Source organism: Methylobacterium sp. 285MFTsu5.1 (assembly GCF_000383455.1).
Lineage (GTDB): Bacteria > Pseudomonadota > Alphaproteobacteria > Rhizobiales > Beijerinckiaceae > Methylobacterium.
The window spans coordinates 131,865-151,073 of sequence record NZ_KB911285.1 but is presented as its reverse complement, the minus strand read 5'-3'; the positions used below and the strand labels follow the sequence as shown (position 1 = coordinate 151,073).

Genomic DNA, 19,209 nt, shown 5'->3' with positions numbered 1-19,209 from the left:
CAGCTTGACCCCGCGCAGGCCGCGGCGCGCCAGCTTGCGGAGAAAGTCCGTCCAGAACGTCTCGGCCTCGGACGGGCCGACATCCATGCCGAGCACCTCGCGACGGCCGTCACCGTTGAGGCCCACCGCCACGATTACAGCGACAGAGACGATACGGCCGTCCTGGCGCACCTTCACGTAGGTCGCGTCGATCCAGAGATACGGCCACTCACCCTCGATCGGCCGGTCGAGGAACGCGCCCACGCGCTCGTCGATCTCCTGGCAGAGCCGGCTGACCTGGCTCTTCGACACGCCTGTGCCGCCCATCGCTTGGACGAGGTCATCAACCGAGCGGGTCGAGATGCCCTGGATGTAGGCCTCCTGGATCACAGCCGTGAGCGCCTTCTCGGCCATGCGGCGCGGCTCCAGGAAGCCCGGAAAGTAGCTGCCCTTGCGCAGCTTCGGAATGCGCAGTTCGACCGTGCCGGCCCGCGTCTGCCAATCCCGGTCACGGTAGCCGTTGCGCTGGATCAGCCGCGCGGCGCTCTTCTCGCCGTGGGCCGCGCCGGTCAGGCCACCGACCTCCAGCTCCATTAGCCGCTCGGCCGCAAAGCCGATCATCTCGCGCAGCAGATCGGCGTCGGCGCTCTTCTCCATCAGCCCGCGCAGGGCCATCATCTCGTCGATCATCGGGGGTCTCTCAAGTTCGGGGTTGGTGCTCGCAACCCGACCCTACCCGGCAACCGCCGATGACCACCCCGCGAGAGATCCCGCCTGCTACAGCGCTGTGAACGGCGCGCAGGCGGGCTCTCCCGCTACCAGCGAGCTACACCATCACCCGGGACACGACCTACGCCGACCTACGCCGACCGTCATTCTGCATCTACACGCTCAAATCCAGGATGCATTTGGCAGGCGCTGCGTCGCTCGCGATAAAAGGTGTACGTCATGCTCCTTTTGGGTCAAGGAATGTTCGAAAAGATGCCGATGCGTTGTGCGGGCAGCGTGCGACAGCAGGAGCAGCAGTGCCGCCGCTGCTCGCGCGCCGCCGTGCGGAGCGATCCAGTAGCGGAGGTCCGGTTTGCCCGTCGGGGCCCCCGCTTTGAATGGGCGCTTTCCTATCCAAGCCTTGAAGCCGAAACCGGTGATGCCAACGCTGCTGTCCGCCTCTCCGTCCGCTGCACGAGAGGCATCGTAGCATTTCGTCACTAGGGCGACGAGATCGGCGAAGCTCGAACCTGCAGGCGCAACCTCTGGCATGCTGGTCCAGTATCCGACCACGTCCAAGGTGATCGGGTAGCCTAGCCGGCCTCGGCGAGTGCCGACGATCTCTTCAATTGGCCATGTCATCCGGCTACCGCGCGCAGGACCGGCAGGCGCTACACGGTTCATCTGTGGGATGCCAGCCGACATGCCGGCTGCACGTAGAAGTTCGAACTCCCACGGGCCGCGGACGAAGCGATCGTGCAGAACTGTTCCATTGCCACGCCAACCGACACCAAGCACGTGTGCGCCGGCATCGATGTCGATGAGGTGCTGCATTCCGTCCGTTGTGGGACCCGGCGGCGTGCTCCAGTTGCCCGGCCCTCGGCGTGCGATCACGCCAGGTTCGCTCTTGAAGTAGAAGACTTTGAGCCCCGCGACTGAGGCATAGCGGGCTGGATACGGATCGAAGGAAACGTCGCGGCCGTGTGCTGCAAGAATGCGCAAGGCTGCGTCGCGCAACGATGGGCGAGCGAGCCCGAGAGGCGCTTCGAGATGGCTGGCGTAGGAATTGGACATAAGGGGTCTCCGCACTGGACCCTTCTTCAGATCACCCGGATTTTCGAAAAGGTCAAAGGCCAAGCTGCTCCGGGTACTGTGACCTGACCGGCATTTTGGACCGAGCCGAGTGAGAGGCTACTGCACGGCCGCTGCCATGGGTAGCCGGAAGGCGAGATCTGGGAAGCTGACAGGCGCTGGTGGCCGATAGCCCAGGGACGAGTGCGGCCGGACGCGGTTGTAGGTGTTCTGCCAAAGGGCGATCATGGCCTGGGCTTCCTTGAGCGAGTAGAAGATCTCCTGGCGCAGGCACTCGTCGCGCAGCTTGCCGTTGAAGCTCTCACAGTACCCGTTCTCCCACGGAGAGTCGGGTGCGATATACTGGATCTGCGAGCCAGTTTTGGCGACCCATTTGCGCAGTGCCCTTGAGATCATCTCAGGGCCGTTATCGCAGCGGATGTGTTCCGGGATGCCGTGCAGGCACATGGCGTCGGCCAGCGCCTCGATCACGCCGACGCTGTTGATGCGCCGCGCCACCTTCAGCGCGAGGCACGCCCGGCTGTGCTCGTCGATCAGCGTCAGGATGCGCAAGGTTCGGCCGTCGTGCGTCTGGGCCTGCACGAAGTCGAAGCTCCAGACGTGGTTGCGGTGGAGCGGGCGCAGCCGCACGCACGAGCCGTCGTTCAGCCAAAGCCGGCTGCGCGGCCGGTGCTTCTGCGGGACCTTCAGCCCCTCGCGACGCCAGATGCGCTGAACCCGGTCCTTGCCCACCTGCCACCCTGCCGCCTGCAGCAGCGCGGTGACGCGGCGATAGCCGTAGCGCCCGTACTCGGACGCCAAGGCGACGATGGCGCGGGTCAGCCCATCCTCGTCGGCCGGCAGTCTGGGCACGTAGCGCTGCGTGCCCCGGTGCTGGCCGACGATCCGGCAGGCGTGACGTTCCGAGAGGCCGTACTTCTCCCGGATGCCAGCCACCGCCTGCCGGCGTCGTTCGGGGGCTATACGTTTCCCGAGGCGACGTCCGCCAGCACCTGCTTTTCCAAAGACAGGTCCGCCACAAGCCGCCGCAACCGAGCGTTCTCGCGCTCGAGCTCCTTCATCTTCCTGGCCTGATCGACTTGGAGCCTGCCGTACTCCTTGCGCCAGCGGTAGTAGCTCTGCTCGGAGATCTCCGCCTCCTTGCACGCCAGGGCCAAGCTCTTGCACAGGGCCGTCTGCACCTCGATCTGGCGCAACTTCAGCACGACCTGCTCCGCACTCGTCTTCTGACCTCGCCGCATGTCCGAGTCCTCCGGTCCTGGCCGATCCTCTCAATCAGCCCGGTCCAAAGCCAGCCGGTTAGGTCAGCCTAAGCACGTCGACCGAGTTTCAGACCCATCCGGTAACCAAGTCGATGAAGCCACGAGATCTAGGCAACTACGCCAGCTCCGCCTCGGCCGCGATCGCCTCCGACACCTTGCGAGCCAGCGTGAGGCCGGTAAGGGTCGGGTTGACCGATCCGACGGTCACGAAGAGCGCCTGGTCTGCGCAATAGGCGTTCGCGATGTGGTGGAAGCGTCCGTCCGGATCGGTGATCGATGTCCCGGGGTCTGTGCCCATCCAGAGAGTACCGCTCTCGTGGTAGGTCGAGCCGAGCGGATCTCGCTGAGGATCATGCAGATCGATGTCTGCTGCGGCACCATTGGCGAGTGCCTTGGCGAGCGCGACCATGCAGCTCTCCATAGCCTGCGCGAGCCGCTCATCTGCAGCATTCGGTGCGAAATGGACGTAGGCGCGTGGTTGTCCGAACTCGTCGGACTCGAATGGACTGAGATTGATCCAGCTGCTCTCGGTGTTCGGTACCGGCAGATCCTGTCGCCCTTTCAGTTCGGAGGCGCCGCGAAAAGCAAAGGCGATCCAATCCGACTCCTGCATCTCAAGGAGCCCATCTAACTGATCGATGTCCGGTATCATCGTATAGAGCATTGCGTCGGAGTTGCCGGCCAGGTCCGAAGACGCCGTCACCTGCACCTGGAATTTCCCGTCCGGAGTCGATCCTCGAACGAGAAGCGCCGCGGTCTGCAGACGCTTTGGGAGAGTGTTCTGCGGATCCAGGGCGCTCCGCTTGACTCTGAAGTACATGTTGCTCCGGACATGCGACGTCAGGTTTCTTCCGATCCGTTCCGTTCTCGCATCGTTGCTGGTCGGGAACGAGCGCAAAGCCAAGCGCGTCGACTCCACCATGCCCGCCGCCAGAACGATCCTCGTACCCGGCCCCAGCCCGAGATACCGATCGGCTCCGTTGACGCAAGCGCGGATGCCGGACACGTGCCCGTCTGCCGTCTCTAGCTTGGTGACGTGAGTATTAGGCACGATGAAGAGGCGTCGCGCGGCATCGCTATTGCCGGCGGCTTCACGCACGGCATCGATCAGGAGGGTCACGCTGCTGTATTTGTCGAAGGCGAAGAGGCCCGAGGCAGGTGACTGTCCCTGGACGGCCAAAGGCGCGTTTTCGACCTTGGTCACGTCGGCGATCATGCCGGGGAACTTCGCGAACCGGCTCGACAGTAGCTCGAAGAGTGGTCCCTGGATGAAATCCGTCGTTTCCGAAACGCCGACCTGACGTTCGATCCGGGCGTAGTTCCTCCGTAGGTAGTCAGCGACCTCGGGAGGCCAGGACGCAAGATCGTCCTCCTCCAAGCGCGGGCACCACCCTCCCCAGTAGAGCGACTTCCCGCCTAGGCAGTACGCTTGACCCACCCAGTCCACGTTGCTCCGCCATGGCATCCCCCAGACGAGTTCCCGCGGCCTTCCGTCGTCCTGAGTCGGCGGACGAGGGCCCGGTACATTCAGACCCATCCGGGGTAGGTTCTGCAGGTGCGTCGGCAGAAGGAACGGTCCCGCCTCGAGCAGCAGAACCCTTAAGGGCCGCCGGCCGCTTGCCCGCGCAAGCTTGTCCGCGCAGTAGCCGCCGAACATGCCGGCCCCGATGATGACGACGTCGAAGGGAGCCCCGCCATTGTTGATGGCTTCATCCCAGGTGCTGCATACGAAGCGGCCTAGGACGTCCAACGACAGCGTCGTGCGCTGGATATCCGGTGGCTGGATCAGCTGCCCGGTATCGTCAAGGCGGTTGAGCGGCACGGCATGCCCTCCTCCCCCGGTTCCCGGAACTCACACGTGCCGTGGCGAACCGGCCGGCCGTGAGTTTGGCCGATCGCTCGCAACGGCGCCAGTGCCAAGCGTCATCGAAAATCCGTTACGCATCGGCCGTTAGGCGAGAGCACTATGTCCACTCTCATGCCTATTCCACTCAAAAGCAGATGGGGTGGATGGCTCCCGCTCCGACTGACGGCATCTCGGTGCCAAGATGTGGTCGCTGTCGAAGCAGCAGCCACGCAGATGCAGGAGCCGTTCTCATGGAGATCACCACCGTCGGGATCGATCTGGCCAAGATGTGATTAGGCATGGAATAAGGGCTCTGACGCACTTTCGCTGATCATTATGAGGTGAAGCCGATCAGGCGAGCTTGCAGCAGGTCGATCTTGCCGCGGCCGTACATCTGGCGCTTCACCAGCTTGAGTTTGGTGATCTGCCCCTCTGTCTGACCGTTTGACCATGGCAACGTGATCGCTGTCCGAACCGCAGCTCGGTCCTGACCGACACCGCGGGCGAACGAGGCGACGAGGCCTGTGCCAGCACGCGTGAGCCACCCTTCGAGCCTGTCCGGCGCCATCGCTCGGACCATCGTCTGGAAAGCGCCCACCACCTCGCGCGCCTCGACCAGCGCCGGCACGCCGTCCCCGACGGCGGCCACTGTCAGCGTTTCCGCCTTGGTCAAGCGGTCGCGACCTGTCGTCAGCCATCGCGCCAGGGTTCGTGCCGACGGCACACGTTGCAGCCGTTCGATCTTGGCCTGCTCGGCGCGTCGACGCCGCGTCGCCCATTCCCCGACCACGCGCAGCGATCCTCTGAAGCCTTGCCCCTTCGCCCTGCGCCAAAGTTCGGTCGCGTTGCGGCTGCCAGCATCCCACTGGGCATCGAGCCAGGGCAGATAGGCATCGAGCGAGCTCTGGCGGACCTGGAAGACGTCGGTGCGCTCTCCACGCAGGACCGCACGCACCACCTTGCGGCTGTGGCCCAGACATTGGCAGATCCGGCGGATCGGAGTGCCTGCCTCGGCGAGCGCGCGGATGGCCGCGTCCACCTCCTCCCGCCGCAGGTAACCCTCGTACTGGATGCGCTCGGCTGCAGTGAGCAGCGCCGGATCGATCGTGGCCGCGCCGACGACGTCACGAACCTGTCGCATCGACCTGCGCACGGCTTCGAGGAAGCCACGGCTGGCGTTCTCCATGAGGTGCCACCGGTCGGCGACCTGGATGGCCTCAGGCAGAGCACGGGCGATGGCCTCGCCATATCCGCCCCCGCGGTCGCGGGCGACGATCCGGATCGAGCCGTTCATCTTCAGCCAAGTCTGTGCGGTGGCCTGCTCGCGGTCCGGCAGGAGCGCTACGATGCGTCGGCGTTCGAGATCGCAGACGAGGGTGCCGTAGCGGCGGTTGCGGCGCCAGGCGAAGTCGTCGATGCCGATGACGCTGAGCGGATCGGAGTGTGTAGTCGCCCGACGGCGGATCACGCGCAGGAGCGTGTCGCGGCTGACGGGCAGCATCAGGCGCTGAGCGAGGCCCGCACCGGGCCGACCACCGAGCGCGAGCCCGAGGTGATGGACGATCTGCTCCAGTCGCGAGGTGCGTCGCGCGAAGGTAGGCAGGACGTCATCGGAGAAGCGCTCGGCGAAGATCTTCCGCCCACAGGCAGCCGCGTCACACCAGAAGCGTCTCACCATGACTTGGAGTTCGACGCGCCGACCACCGAGCGGCAGGTCGGCGGCACGGCGCTGGTAGCGGCTTTGGATGCGACGTGAAGAGGTCCGGCAGTCTGGGCAAGTCGCCGTCGCAGATCCGGACCTCGCGACCAGACCGATCCGATCAAGGCCGACATCGAGGTGATCGAAGGCGAATCCGGCAGGTACGAGGCTCGTCGGCCTGAAACGTTGGCGCATGCTGCGGCTCCATCATGGATATCCGCAACCTCAACGCCGCCGGCATCAGCGAGAGTGAGTCAGAGCCCCGATTGCACGCCGATCCGGGGTCCCGTTCCAACGCTTTTTGACACTTTGGATGACGATAGGCGTCAGATCCACTCCGATCTCTAGCGCTCTCCGGATGATCTTGTCCGCAGTTGGCCTTTCGGCCGAATGCTTGACCGCTCCGCCCACGCGATCCAGGGAATCCGCTCGCGCTTCCGAAACCGATGAAAGACAGAGTACGACCGAGATTGTGGCGATGAGGCGCTTCATGACCGAATCTTCGCTGTAAACGGGTAGTCCTTCCTATACGGGACGAACGCTTACCGTTGCTTGGTGGAACAAGCTTCGATGTAAGGATTTCGATAACCGGCCGGTAAGTCGGTGCCGCCGTTCGGCGTCGGCGGTGGCGTCGGAGCCCCTACCGGACCCGGACCGGAAGCCGGGTTCCGGTTCGAAGATCGGCTTCCGGAAGCGGAGGAGGGGCTGCACGGAGGCGTCGACGACCCTCGGTATGCCGCCCTCGAACAGCGCCTGTGCGAAGCCGAGCGCGCCGACCCGGAAGAGCTTTCGCGCAGTCGCATCGTCGATCGGGCAACCGTACCGTGCCGGCCCGCGACGAGCCGGGCTCGACCGTGGGAGCGATCCAGACCCGCGAGCCGCCCGACAGGCATCCCACGCCGGAGACCGGATGTCTCCTCGTACGCGTCGACGGAAACAGGCCGATCCGCGGACCGGCCTGGACGAGCTTTCGAACGGTCGCCGGGCGGACGGCGCCGCATGTCGGCGGCGACAGGCGGACCGGGCCGGCGGTTGACGTCACGACGGAGTCGGGGCCGGCGCATCGCCGTCGCCGGTACGGCTTCTCTGCCGCTCGTGCAGAAACTCCGGGCCGTAACGACCCCGCTTCGCTCGGGTATACACCTTGAGATCGGGGCGATGCATCTTCGCCACGAGGGGCGACCCGCGTTCGCGCAACGACGCGACCACACGATGCCAGACTCCGAGCCTGATCATCCTGTTCACGGCGAGGTGCATGGCGTGCAGATCGCCGAATACGAACGGGAGATGCCAGCGGTTTCCCGTCGTGCACGCCCAGTGGAGACCTGCGTCCACGACGGTCCGGGCATCCAGCGCGATGCCGCGCGGATCCCGCAGGATGTTCGGTCCGATCATCGGCGCCACCGCGTTCCAGTCCTCGTCGCCGATCCTCAGCTCTCCGCTCGCTGCGAGCGCGTCGGCTTCTGCGATCTTGTCCCTCGTCATGAAACCCGTCGAGGTCCAACGCTCAAAACGGAGTACGATCGGATCGCTCCGCGCGTGCTCCGCGGACGACGGTTCGTCCAAGATGGCCGCCAAGTTGCCGGATATCGTCAGCGTATAGGCCGTTCCGTTCTCGACCGGGTTCATCTCGATCGGACCGAGCAGCGCGCGGAGGCGTCCCACGAGCTTGGCACCCTCGTCGTCCGCCGGGCAGAACGGCGAACCCGCGATCAGCCTCTCGAGCCCCTCCTGCAGGGCCGGGATCGCGCCGTCGTCGACCGGCGCCGCGTCGTGCCGGCCGAGCCGGCCGAGAGCCTTGCGGAGCACGCTCCGTTCCGCTTCCAGCTTCGAGCGTATGCCATCGAGCGTCTCAGGACTGAGATTGCGCACGTGCCGATGATTGAAGCTGTCCTCAAGATCGCATCTGATCACATCGAGACGGGCGTTGATTCGCGAGCGTTCCCGTCGATCGTTTTCAATGATCTCGTTTCTGCGGGCGATATATGTGCTGCGGAACGCGGCGATCTGCTCGTCGCCTACGATACGGTCGCGGACCGCTTCCAGAACTGCTCTCGTCGCCGAGACGACGTTAACGGTATTCCGGTTCGTGCAGACGCCTTCGCGATGATGACGCGGGCACAACATCCTCTTGTCCGCGCCGCTACTAAGAACGCACATCCTTCTCCCGCAGGTTCCGCACAAAATCTGGCCGCGCAACAGGAAATCCCGTCCCTTGCGTTCGTTCCGGCCGGGGCTTTCCCCAAGACTCTCGATCTTCTGCTGGACCCGCGTCCAAAGCTCGACGGGCACGATCTGCCACTCCGGCTTGCGCCGGACAATCCAACCTTCCGGAGGGACCGGCTCCCTCTTGGGGAACCGTTTACCGGCCACGTAGCGGCTTACGGTCTGGCCATAGACGAGCGCTCCCGGATACGTCAGGCTGCGCAGTATGCAGAAGCGACTGCTCCGTTTGAAAATGGCTGCGGCAGTCCACGCCTTCTCGCGGGGGGAGGGCACGTTCGCCGCGTTCAGTAGCTGTACGATCTGCCTGATCGAGACGCCCGCGTCGTAGAGCTGGAAGATCCGGACGACGACCTTCGCCTTTTCCCCGTCGATGATGAGCTCGCCCGGTGCGTCGCCCTTCTTGTACCCGTAGCACAGGCTGCCCGGACAGCGTCCCTCCCGCGCAGCCGCGATCCGGCCGTACATGGTGCGCTCGGCGATCTGACGCACCGCGTCTTCGGCCATGATGCCGTAGATCGCGATCTCCATCATGCCGAGCCTCCCGCGGTTGACCGAGTGGAATTCCGCGCCCCGCTGCTCGATCTGCTTCCACAGCCAAGCCATATCGGCGAACAGTCGGGAGATCCGGTCGGGCTCCTCGACGTAGACCCGATCGACATCGTTTGCTTCGAGATAGTCGAGCATCTCGAACAAGCCGCTTCGTCCATCGATGAACCGGCCACTCCGCTCCGGATCGATGAACGACGCGACGAGCTCGAAGCCGTCGCGGTTTATAATCTCCGCGACTTTTTCGTTCTGCCGATCCAGGCTGGCCTCGGTCTGACCCGTGGTGGAATATCGTCCGTAGAAGACCGCCGCGTTCCGCTTCCCCGCCGTTGTCTTGACCTGCTTCTTTCTTATTCGAAAGTATTCCGATGGCTGAACAACGGGAATATTCGCTTGGTCGAACAGCTGCATGATATCCATGTCTGTCTCCATCTTCGGACCGCATTCGATCAAGGTCCGAGAAATCGTGGGTGCACGGATATGCGCCAAAGAAACGGGAATTCAATAGGAGGAAATCTACGTATATGCGACCAAGACTAAAGCCGTGAAGGATTTATTGTATTAAATTCGGTAGAACATCGACCGTGTAGTGCAGGAATACGCGGTCGCCGATCGTCTTCGCGTGACCCGACCGTGGATGGGTCCGTCGGTGATCGTTCGTGCGAAGGACCGACGACCGGCTGCCGGGATCGGCCGAGCTACGGCGCCGTCAGCCGCGTCTTCGGGATGCGGCGTCCTGTTCGTCCTGCATCCGGGCCCAGCGGCTCGGTCTACGGGGTGGCGTCCCGGCGTTGCGGACGTCGACGGACGCGCACCACTCCGCCAGCGCCTCGACGAAATCGGCGGCCCGGGCAGAGCCTTTGCGGGTAGCTTCGATGGAAACAGGCATTCGGGTCATCGTCGGATCTCCGATCGGACACGAGTTGGATGTTCTTCCTCGTCCGTCCGTCGCCCGTGGCGATGGTCGGCGTCGTCGACGACCGCGGCCGCGGTCCGTCATCCGTCACGGCGACGGAAGTCGCGCTATCTCGGCGGTTGCTTCCGATCGGAGCCGGCCGCTCGGGCGCGCCGGATCCTCGGAAGGCCCACACGCGGCGAGCGCTCGCGGCCGGCGGGCCGCGTCGAGCCGCATCTACGTCCGTCGATCGTCGGCTCGAACTTCCTGCACCGAGGTCTGCGCCCGAAAGCAGTCCGGACGGCGTGGCCGTATGTGGCCGTCGTCGCCGACCGGGCCTCCGCCCTCCGATCGTGCGCGTATCCGTCTTGCCGTTGACGAGGAACGACGGCGGACGGCGTGGACGTCGCCTCCGGCGGCCTCGCCCTTCGGCTTGCCGATCGCAGCCAACTTCGGCGCACGTCGCCGCGACCGTCCACATCCGGTGATTTCGAGGGGGGCGCCAAGTCCGCCGACCGCAAGTCGGGACCCAGGCGTACACTTCGACGAGGTCGAAGAAGCTACCGCGCGTCTCTCCCAGTCTCGAGCCTCACGACGGAAGCTTCGATCGGAAGAGTCGCCGTATCGATCGCAACCTTTGAAGGTTGTCACGTCACCATTCAAATATCCGACGATCTCGTACGCAAGTCAAGGATACCCCGACCAATCAGGTGCCGCTCCGATCGCGCCGGCTCGGAAAGGACCATGTAGCTGTCGGGTCCCGTCCCGCCGCTCAGGAAGGCGTCCGAAGAAGAGCTCGTTTGCTTTTCCGCGCGGTCAATAGGGCATGAGAAGGCGCCGGCGCTCCACCGCCTTCTCGAGAACCGCTTCGCGCGCTTCCAATTCCTGGTATATCTGGAGCATCGGGTCCGCCGGGTTCCGCGTCGCCACCATGTCGACCAGCTTCCGTTCCGCGACGCCCCGTTCGTCCTTGGACCGGCGGATGGCCCGCTCGTGTTGAAGATACACGTCGTATAGTTCCGCGATCGCACGACCGTCGCTTCGCCGCGACCAATCGGTCGCGGCCTTTTCGAAGTGGGACCTGACGCCTACGATGTTTTGTCTGCAAACTGCTTCGTGAAGGATCGCCGAAATCCGCGCAAGAGATAGAGCCGCGAGTCCTCCGCTCGGGAAAATGCCGCCGCTGCATCCCAGCGCCGTCCGGTAGTATTCCACCGTATCCCTCATGCGTTCGTAGATGTACTTAAGTTCCTTGACGGAAATCGGATTTTTTTCGAGTGGCAGCGAGGGGTGCTTGACATAGCTACGGTCCGAATGAGCGTAGTACTTGTTTCTCAGTTTTCTAACTTTTTTGATCGTTGGATCGTCTCGGAAAAATTTCCGGTCCTCATGTGATCTCTTGGGATCTACCGGAATCTCCCATTCGATCTGATGATGATTGTTCTCGATGAAGCCGAGAACGGCGTCCAGGTTGTGTTCGTTCTTTGCGGTCGTCAGGATCTTGGCCATCTTTATGATGGTCAGGTATTCGAACGACTCTCGGATGAGGCCGAGTACCGGCCATTGGGAGACATCGAAGGATTCGTCGCTCGTCGTATCGCGGGAAGAATAGTTGATAACTGAGATCGCAAAATCGAGATCGACCATTATGTAGTGATAGAGATTGGAGAGTTCCTGCGAAAGCGAGTTTGGGTCCATAGGCCTGTTCCAGTGCGGTTCCGGTGCTCCGGAGCTCCGGTCATACTGGCAGACCGGCGTTTATCACCTCTGAAGGAGCAGGTCCGGACCGCCGGCCTTGAACTGCGCTGTTCCGGGTGAGGGTCGTCGGCTTCCCCGCGCGAAGTCCTTCCGGCCATCCGGATTCCGGTGTGGAATGCTTGAGGTGCTCCACGCCCTTCTCCCGACGGTCTCGCCTCGCCTGAGTCCGCGCGGGCGGTCGGGCCAAGGCAAAAAAATGCCCGGCCGTAAGGCCGGGCCAGTCTGGGTCCCGTTGCACGGGGACATCAGGATCGGGACTTTGGGAACCCGATCCCGATTCGGGAAACTAGAACTCGCGCTGGACGCGAAAGCGGAACTGCGAGACCGAGTCCTGCGAGGCGGTGCGGACCGCGAACGTGCCGTTGTTGATGCCGGCGATGTTCGAGTAGGCGGTCGGGCTCTTGTCGTTGTCGATCGCCCGGCCGTTCTTCAGGCCGATCTGCGTGTAGAACGCCTCCATGCCGATATTGAGGTCCTTGATCGGCGACCAGATGATGCTGGCACCCGCCACGAACTGGTAGGTGTCGCGCAGCGCCTGGCTGAGTTGGTAGAACCGGGTGCCCGGAACGCCGACGGCGTTCGTGCCGAAGCCGGGGTCGCCGGTGAGCCCGCTCACGAGGCCGTAGATCGCGCCCTGAGCCGCACGCGCGCTCTGCGAGAAGTTCTGCTCGCAGTAGGAGCCGAAGAAGGCCGAGCGCCACTCCGGCGTCCAGTAGTGCAGGTACGACGCCGTCGCGGTGAAGCTCTGCGAGGTCTGCAGCTGACCGGAGAACGGGTTGATCGTCGCGTCCGAGAAATACTGGTTGAACTTCTGTCCCTGGATTGTCGTGATGCTCTGCGTGTAGCAGCCGGTGTACATGCAGTAGCCGGTGTACACCTGAGCGCCGTCGCCGTAGGCGCCCTGCAGGTAGAGGGCGTCGCCCGGGGCGACGAACGGGGTGTTGATCTTCAGTCCGCCCTGAACCGCTCAACCCTGGACGTTTCTGGTGTGAGCCGGAACGACGGTCGGGCCCGTGCCGGTGCTGGCGGCGGTGGACAGGTTGCCGACGTTCAGCTCGTGGGTGGCGGCCGAGATCTGGGCCGAACCCCAGGCCTGGTCGAGGCGCACGACGCCGACGAAGTCGGGCATGCGCGACTTCTCGATGCTGTCCGCCAGTCCATAGCGGCCCGGTCCGACGAAGACGGGCGTCGGCTGGACGGTCACGCCGAAGTTCGAGGCGCTGCCGGTGGAGACGGTCGGCGAGACGGCGAACGGCGAGAAGATCGGGGTACGGCGGAAGACCGGATCTTCGATCGAGATCGTGGCCGACAGGCCGTTGCCGATCGTGGCCGTGTAGGCGAGCAGGTTGGTCGAGAACACGTCCGAGCCCGCGGCGGCAGCGGCGATCTCGAAGTCGTGGGCATAGAAGTCGAAGAACGAGGAGGCGCGACCGGCGGTCAGGCCGGCGAACTGGATGAACGCTTTGTCGACGTTCACGTACTGCGAGTCGCGGTCGAACTGGTCGGTGCCGATACCGGCATAGGCCTGGCCGATGCGCTGCTGGGTACCGGACTGGCCGACCCCGGAGTAGCCGGTGCGGGACCCGGCATCAAGGCGGACGTCCGGTCCAGGATAATCGCGTCGTCGTGGATGGCCGTGATGGAACGCAGGCGGAGGACCGAGCGCTCGTGGTCGGCCACTAAGTTCGCGGCGCCGTAGGTCCCGCCGCCGGCCTCGGCCCGAGCTTTGTCCAGAATGATCTCGGCCTCGGGGAGCCGCTGCCGAGCCCGCTCCCGCCGCACCGGATCGCCCTTCGCGACCGCGCAGTCGGCACGCCCGGCCGCGCACGCGCCGTGGTGAGGACGAGCCGCTGACACCGACCAGGACGGTTGGTGCAGGCCACCGTTGCCGGGCCTCGACGACGAGTCGGCGACCGACATCGAGCCACGGCGTGCGCACGCATTCGGGCTCCAAGCGGACGCGATCGGAAAGGGAGAGCCGAGAAGAACGGTATAGCTCGGACCGGGCCGCCGCAAGAAACCTCGGCACCTTCAACCTGGCGGTCGTCCGCCGCCTGTAGATCGACGAGGCATCCCGTGGAAGGTGGGCAAGGCGTCTATCGCTGATCGACGGGCTGCCCGCCACTCCTTCGTTTTGCAGGGCCGCTCAGAGCTCCATTCCTTCAAATTAAGTAATGAACCGTAAAAATTCGGAAATCAAAGCCATGAGCTTCGAAGGAATGAAGGCGCTTGCCCAGATATCAGCTACAGGACTTGTCGTTCACGTGCTACTTTCTTGAAAGAAACTTGCGAACAACAAACGGTGTAGAAGTCCTCGGCTATTCGGATTTAAGTGATGAAACCCTTTTCGGAGGCTCGACGTAGGCGACGCCTCCCGCACCGGGGCAAGCCGTTGCCCCGACGAACTCGCGGAACGACCGTCGCCGCCCCCGGCGTGATGGGAGGCAGGCCTCCCGTCACCCCGGCGGCCGGCGGGCGGACCCCGCACGCCGCCGGAGACCGAGCCTTCCGGCTCGACCACGCGTGTGCCTCATGCGACGCTTTCCAGATTTTCGCGATCCGCCTCCAGGTCGACCACCCCTGCCTCCGGGACCCGCAGGACCGGGAGGCATGCGCGCGGCCGCGGGAAGGGTGACGTGGCCGGAGCCGTCGAGCGGCACGCAGAGGACGGCCGCACCCTCCCGGTCCGCATGGACGGTTCGGGAGGGCGGAGATCCGGACCCGGCCATGCGGAAACGACGAGTGCGTCCGCGCAGACCCAGCCCGGCTCGGCATCCAAGCCGGGATGTGCCGAAAGCCCAAGCGGAAATTCAAAAAGCGCTGCCCGGGACGAGGTCGAGAGTGGGAGATGCCGATCGCAAAGCGGATCGGTTCGTCTGCGGTTCAGTATCGACCGGAGGATTCAGCTTCCGCAGAGATTATCGAGCGACCATTCCGGTGACGGAACGAGCACTCCGAGTCGATCCAGCCGCTTCGGACGATCATCGAGCGCAGCCCGGACTTGTCTCGAACTGGAACAAGACGATCGCGGTCGATCCAAGGGGACGACAAGCGGCGGCTAAACCGCATTTGTCTTGTTGAACACGCCCTATGCCTGTTGACGTGACGCCGGACTTGAAAGGATAGCGTAATGCATCCGGCGACTACGAGCGCCGGATGCGGGACGAGTCGAACCGGCCTCGTCGCAGGTTCGAGTCCCTACCGCCCTACCAACCCAGCTTCGAAGGAGCATGGATCATGACGAACCACCACGCGGCTTCCGATCGGTTCCGAGCCCGAGCCACCGTTTCGAAGGTTGGCCTCGACACGGCCGAACATTCCGGACGGTTTCCGGTAGGAATTTCAAGTACTCGGCAACTCATGGAGCTGAACAATGGACTCGCATATCACGTCGTTTCCCGAGGAAGCGCGCGATAGAATCGTCGAAGATACGTTCGTAACTTCGTCCCTTGCCGCGTCGACCGAGCGCCGCATCCTTGATGGAGCGGAGCCTCGAGGCGTCGCAGATACCGACGGCTACTCCGTCGTGTTCAAGGCCGGAGGCGCGATAGCTCGCGACCGGCTCGACGAGATCGGCGCTCTTGCCCGATCCCATTCCGAAAGCGCCGGGTTCCACCTGTTGGGCGTGTTCGCCGAGCTGGGCGACGAACGACCGGGCGTGTGCCGCGAACTTCTCGAGTTCGTCGAGGACTGGTCGATCGACGCGGTCTTCCTGGACCTGACCTCACCGACGCCGAACGCGTACATCGAGCTGGCTTGGCTCGTCCGGCAGCTGGCAGGGCTCGACGTCGAGATTCACTCGCTGATGCATAGGCGTCTCGGCCGGGCCGACCTCGACGCCCTGATCCATCTGGGCCTGACCGCCGCCGCAGAGATGGGCGCCGACGCGAGGGCGGCCCGGCCGCAGCCGCGATTCAACCGACGGCGCTACCGAACCGATCGGACCCGATCGCTTCCGCGATCCCGTGCGCCGATCGCGGACTACGATCGGTTCGTCCGGTGGGTGAACGCCGTCGGACCGCGGGCAGCGGCTACGGAGGTCGGCGAGGATCCGACACCGGCGTAGGTCCTGCCCGGATCCGGCATAAGGATGCCGGGTTCGTCGCCGGACATCCTGCGAGCGCTCGGGTCCGCCGCCGGCCAAGATCGGCGGCGGACCCACGGACGGGTTTCGGAGGCGGCGGCAGACGATCGGGATATCCCCGGCGGCATCGGACCGGACCCGAGCCCCGCCCGCGGCCTGCAGCTCCAAAGCGTGCGGGCCGCGGCACCGACTCGTGCCCGGAGCGGGTTCGACGTCTCCCGGACGCGCGACGGCATCCCGGAGCCAGTCGCCTTGCGCCGGTCCCCCTGCGCGGGTCCATGGCCCGTGCGTGGACGGGCGGCGCTTCGCCGACCTTGTTCGACGCTGCGCCGGCGAAATCGTCGAGGCTCGGTCGAGGGTGGATCGGCCTGTCGAAGATACCGATGCGCGCGATGTTCGGACGAGCCGACTTGGTCCTTCTCCACAAACTCCTCCCGGCTATGGGTCGCGACCGGGCGCACCGAGATGGAAAATCAGATTTTATGGTAATTTTCCGTTTGATTTAGCTGGCGGGTCGGCTTTCTCGATCTCGCCGGTGGTCCGATACCCAAGACCCTCAGAAGCGCACGTCATCGAAGATTGGTCGAAATGCTCGTCGAAGCTCATCGGCGGTCGGGCCTAACTCAAAGCGAACTCGCCTCGTGGCTCGGCCGATATCAATCCGTCGTCGCCGCCATCGAAGGTGGAGGAAGGCGGGTCGATTTCGTGGAGTTTCTGGACAACGCGGATGCTCTCGACATTGATGCCGCGACCTTGATCGCGATCGTCCGATCGGTCCGGACCTCATCCTGACGGATCAACCCTCGGACCCACGGGACGGAAACAGTCGGCGAAGCGCATCCCGACGGTCCGGCGCCGGGAACCCGCCCGCTTGGCTTCGAGCGGAGGAGCGGATCTCCCGCGGGCGGAGCGCCTCCCCATGGACGGCGGCCGACGGTTCGGCGCCGTTCGCGGAAGGAGCGCCTGCGAGCATCTCGACGACTTCATGTCCCTCGAGGGTGCCGCGTGCCAGCAGTGCCTCCTTCAGCTGGTCGAACGCCGCGCGCCTGGATCTCAGGATGTAGGCCGCCTTGGCTGCGGCCGCGCGAAGTTCCTCCTCGATCGGAATCGAGTGCGTGGTGCCGGGATCGTGCGGGACCACCTGGAGCCGCTCTCCCAGCCCCCAGCGGAAGTGCATGCTCCACGCGACGGCGGTCGCCCTCTCGAGGTCCGAGGCGCATCCGGTCGACGAAGAACCGAGGACGAGTTCCTCCGCGGCCCGTCTGCCGAGCGGGACGGTCAGCAGGGCTCTGGCGCCGTCGATCGTCAACACTGTGGGGCAAAGAGGAGGGTCGGGAACGCCTGCTTGGCGCCCGGATCCGCCGTGTCGAGATGACGGATGGCCGAGCGGGCTACGTTGGCTGCGGAAGCGGTCCCGGCGGCCGGTCGGGGGCTCGGGAGGGGTCCGGCTCGATCTCTCCTTTTCGGAGCTGGATTCCTTCCTTCACGGCGGAGGAGAAGTGGCCGCGATTCGGCCTGGGTCGATGTCCGGGCAGCATGAAACCTCTTCCCTCCCGGCCGTTTCGAAACTCCACGGTGAAGCTGCCATTCCGGAATACGATTCGCTTGATGAAGCTTCTCAGATCCTGATTGACCCTGCTGCGCACCTGAGGGCTCTGATCCTTGGGGGAAGCGGAGATTCGCCGGTACAACGACAGAAGCCTGTCTGGAAATGACGCCTCGAGCATCTCGTTGGATCTCGCAAGGCTGTGCCTTAGATCCTGCAGCTCCGCGCTCAACGATTGCGATTCTTCTCTGAGTTCACGCAGACGGTCGTCGAGAGCCGGATCCGCGCTGACCTCCATGTGCTTCACCAGCCGTCGAATGCGTTCGGACCTATCGTTCAGCTGAAGCTCCTTCCCGGAGATAAGTCCACGCACCGTGCATGTCTCGGCCTCGGCACTTCGTAGGATCTGGTCGGCATGATCTCCGATGCAGAAGAAGACCATCAGCTCGGCGCGAGCATACACATATCGGAATCTGTGTTCGCAGTCGCCGACGAGAGATCTTTGACACACGAGAGCCGGACCGCGTGAACGTGTGCCTTTGTCTTGCATCGTCATGCCTCTGCCGCAGCAGCCGCAGACGCAGAGATTTTGCAGGAGGTTCCTGGAGGAGCCCTTCCGTCCGCCTCCGCCCTGCCTGAGGTCGGCCGCGGCTCGGGCCTGGTCGAAAATTTCGCGACTGACGGCGGCGGGATAGTAGTCCAATATGGGTTCCTGGCTCGTCCTTCGTCGATTTCCGGGCCACTTTCCCGGGAAATAGGTTCCGCAGGCTTCGCCGCCCGAGAGGATCTTCTGAACGTAGCTCTCGTTCCAGACCGGATGGGGCCGCTTGACGGATGGCTCGATCCACGGCTCGACCCTCCGGGCGATCAGCTCCTTCACGATCCGCCGGCGGCCCCACCCGCCGATCGCGCAGGCGAACATCCACCGCACCTCCCGGGCCCGATCCTCGATCAATTCATAGCCGCCGGGCTCAAGCCTCATCCATTCAGGGCACCTCCTTCCGTGCGGCTGTCCATTTTCGCGCGCGAGCCGATGCTTTTCCCGCCATGCTTCTGCAACTCGAGTCGATTTGAGCTCGCTTTCGGAATTCGCACGTCCGAAATGCATGATCGACATGATCATGGTGAGCATCCGCTGCATCGCGGTCCCGTCTTGCGTATATCGATAGCCGTCGAGAAACGTAACGATGGCAATGTCGTTCGAGACTATGCTCGTGAACATCTTCACGGCTTCAAACGGGTTCTCTCGGCTCAGGCGGTCGAGATTTTCCATCACGAGCGTCGATCCGGCCATGATCCGACCGGAGGCGATCGCTTCGAGGATCTGCCCCATCGCGCCGCGCCTGATGTGATCGGCCGTGAAGGCGCTGTGTCCGGCATCCTCCAGAGTCAGATCGGCTTCCACGCCGTTGCGGGCGCACCACTCCTCCGTTCCTTCGCGCTGTCGCGTGAATCCATGGCCTTCCGCCTGCTCCTCTCGGGAGACTCGGTGATATCGGATCACCAGTGCGCGGTCGGATGGGGTATCGAGGAAAGGATTGCGCATACGAGAGAGTACTGCTCCATGC

11 protein-coding genes and 1 pseudogene are annotated in these 19,209 nt (G+C 64.2%); 2 read left to right on the top strand and 10 right to left on the bottom strand.

What is annotated here, in order from left to right; translation table 11 throughout:
• The 8 genes and pseudogenes from H288_RS0121635 to H288_RS32620 form a co-directional block, all read right to left on the bottom strand.
• On the bottom strand, window positions 1-669 hold a 669-nt coding region (locus tag H288_RS0121635; protein ID WP_020094672.1), incomplete at its 3' end, for an IS256 family transposase.
• A 201-nt stretch (window positions 670-870) separates the two neighbouring features.
• Complete coding sequence (locus tag H288_RS35145) at window positions 871-1,761, bottom strand: hypothetical protein (RefSeq protein WP_146074089.1); 891 nt, start codon at window positions 1,759-1,761, stop codon at window positions 871-873.
• A 117-nt stretch (window positions 1,762-1,878) separates the two neighbouring features.
• A protein-coding gene (locus tag H288_RS0121630) for an IS3 family transposase (RefSeq protein WP_106735927.1) occupies window positions 1,879-3,020 on the bottom strand; the annotation gives its coding sequence in 2 pieces (ribosomal slippage) (window positions 1,879-2,744 and window positions 2,744-3,020; 1,143 coding nt in all).
• A gap of 136 nt (window positions 3,021-3,156) precedes the next feature.
• Window positions 3,157-4,863, bottom strand: coding sequence for a GMC oxidoreductase (locus H288_RS32625; protein WP_020094669.1), 1,707 nt, complete (start codon window positions 4,861-4,863; stop codon window positions 3,157-3,159).
• A gap of 358 nt (window positions 4,864-5,221) precedes the next feature.
• Complete coding sequence (locus H288_RS0121615; RefSeq protein ID WP_026605177.1) at window positions 5,222-6,781, bottom strand: ISL3 family transposase; 1,560 nt, start codon at window positions 6,779-6,781, stop codon at window positions 5,222-5,224.
• 843 nt (window positions 6,782-7,624) lie between these two features.
• Window positions 7,625-9,778: a recombinase family protein gene (locus H288_RS0121610; protein WP_158684218.1), complete on the bottom strand. Its 2,154-nt coding sequence runs from the start codon at window positions 9,776-9,778 to the stop codon at window positions 7,625-7,627.
• 1,291 nt (window positions 9,779-11,069) lie between these two features.
• On the bottom strand, window positions 11,070-11,951 hold the full coding sequence (locus H288_RS0121605) for a hypothetical protein (RefSeq protein ID WP_020094666.1): 882 nt from the start codon (window positions 11,949-11,951) through the stop codon (window positions 11,070-11,072).
• 346 nt (window positions 11,952-12,297) lie between these two features.
• Window positions 12,298-13,611: pseudogene (locus H288_RS32620) on the bottom strand (porin); the annotation flags it as partial.
• A gap of 1,773 nt (window positions 13,612-15,384) precedes the next feature.
• On the opposite strand from H288_RS32620, the gene H288_RS35140 reads away from it, so the two are divergent.
• Both H288_RS35140 and H288_RS34065 read left to right on the top strand, forming a co-directional pair.
• On the top strand, window positions 15,385-16,077 hold the full coding sequence (locus tag H288_RS35140; protein ID WP_146074016.1) for a hypothetical protein: 693 nt from the start codon (window positions 15,385-15,387) through the stop codon (window positions 16,075-16,077).
• A gap of 606 nt (window positions 16,078-16,683) precedes the next feature.
• Complete coding sequence (locus tag H288_RS34065) at window positions 16,684-16,887, top strand: transcriptional regulator (protein ID WP_210274615.1); 204 nt, start codon at window positions 16,684-16,686, stop codon at window positions 16,885-16,887.
• Window positions 16,888-16,891: 4 nt separating this feature from the next.
• Here H288_RS34065 and H288_RS0121590 read toward each other — a convergent pair whose 3' ends face one another.
• Window positions 16,892-17,404: a hypothetical protein gene (locus H288_RS0121590; protein WP_158684217.1), complete on the bottom strand. Its 513-nt coding sequence runs from the start codon at window positions 17,402-17,404 to the stop codon at window positions 16,892-16,894.
• An 82-nt stretch (window positions 17,405-17,486) separates the two neighbouring features.
• A complete protein-coding gene (locus tag H288_RS34060; RefSeq protein WP_081636506.1) occupies window positions 17,487-19,187 on the bottom strand; it encodes a recombinase family protein in 1,701 nt (566 codons plus the stop codon).
• Window positions 19,188-19,209: the final 22 nt, after the last annotated feature.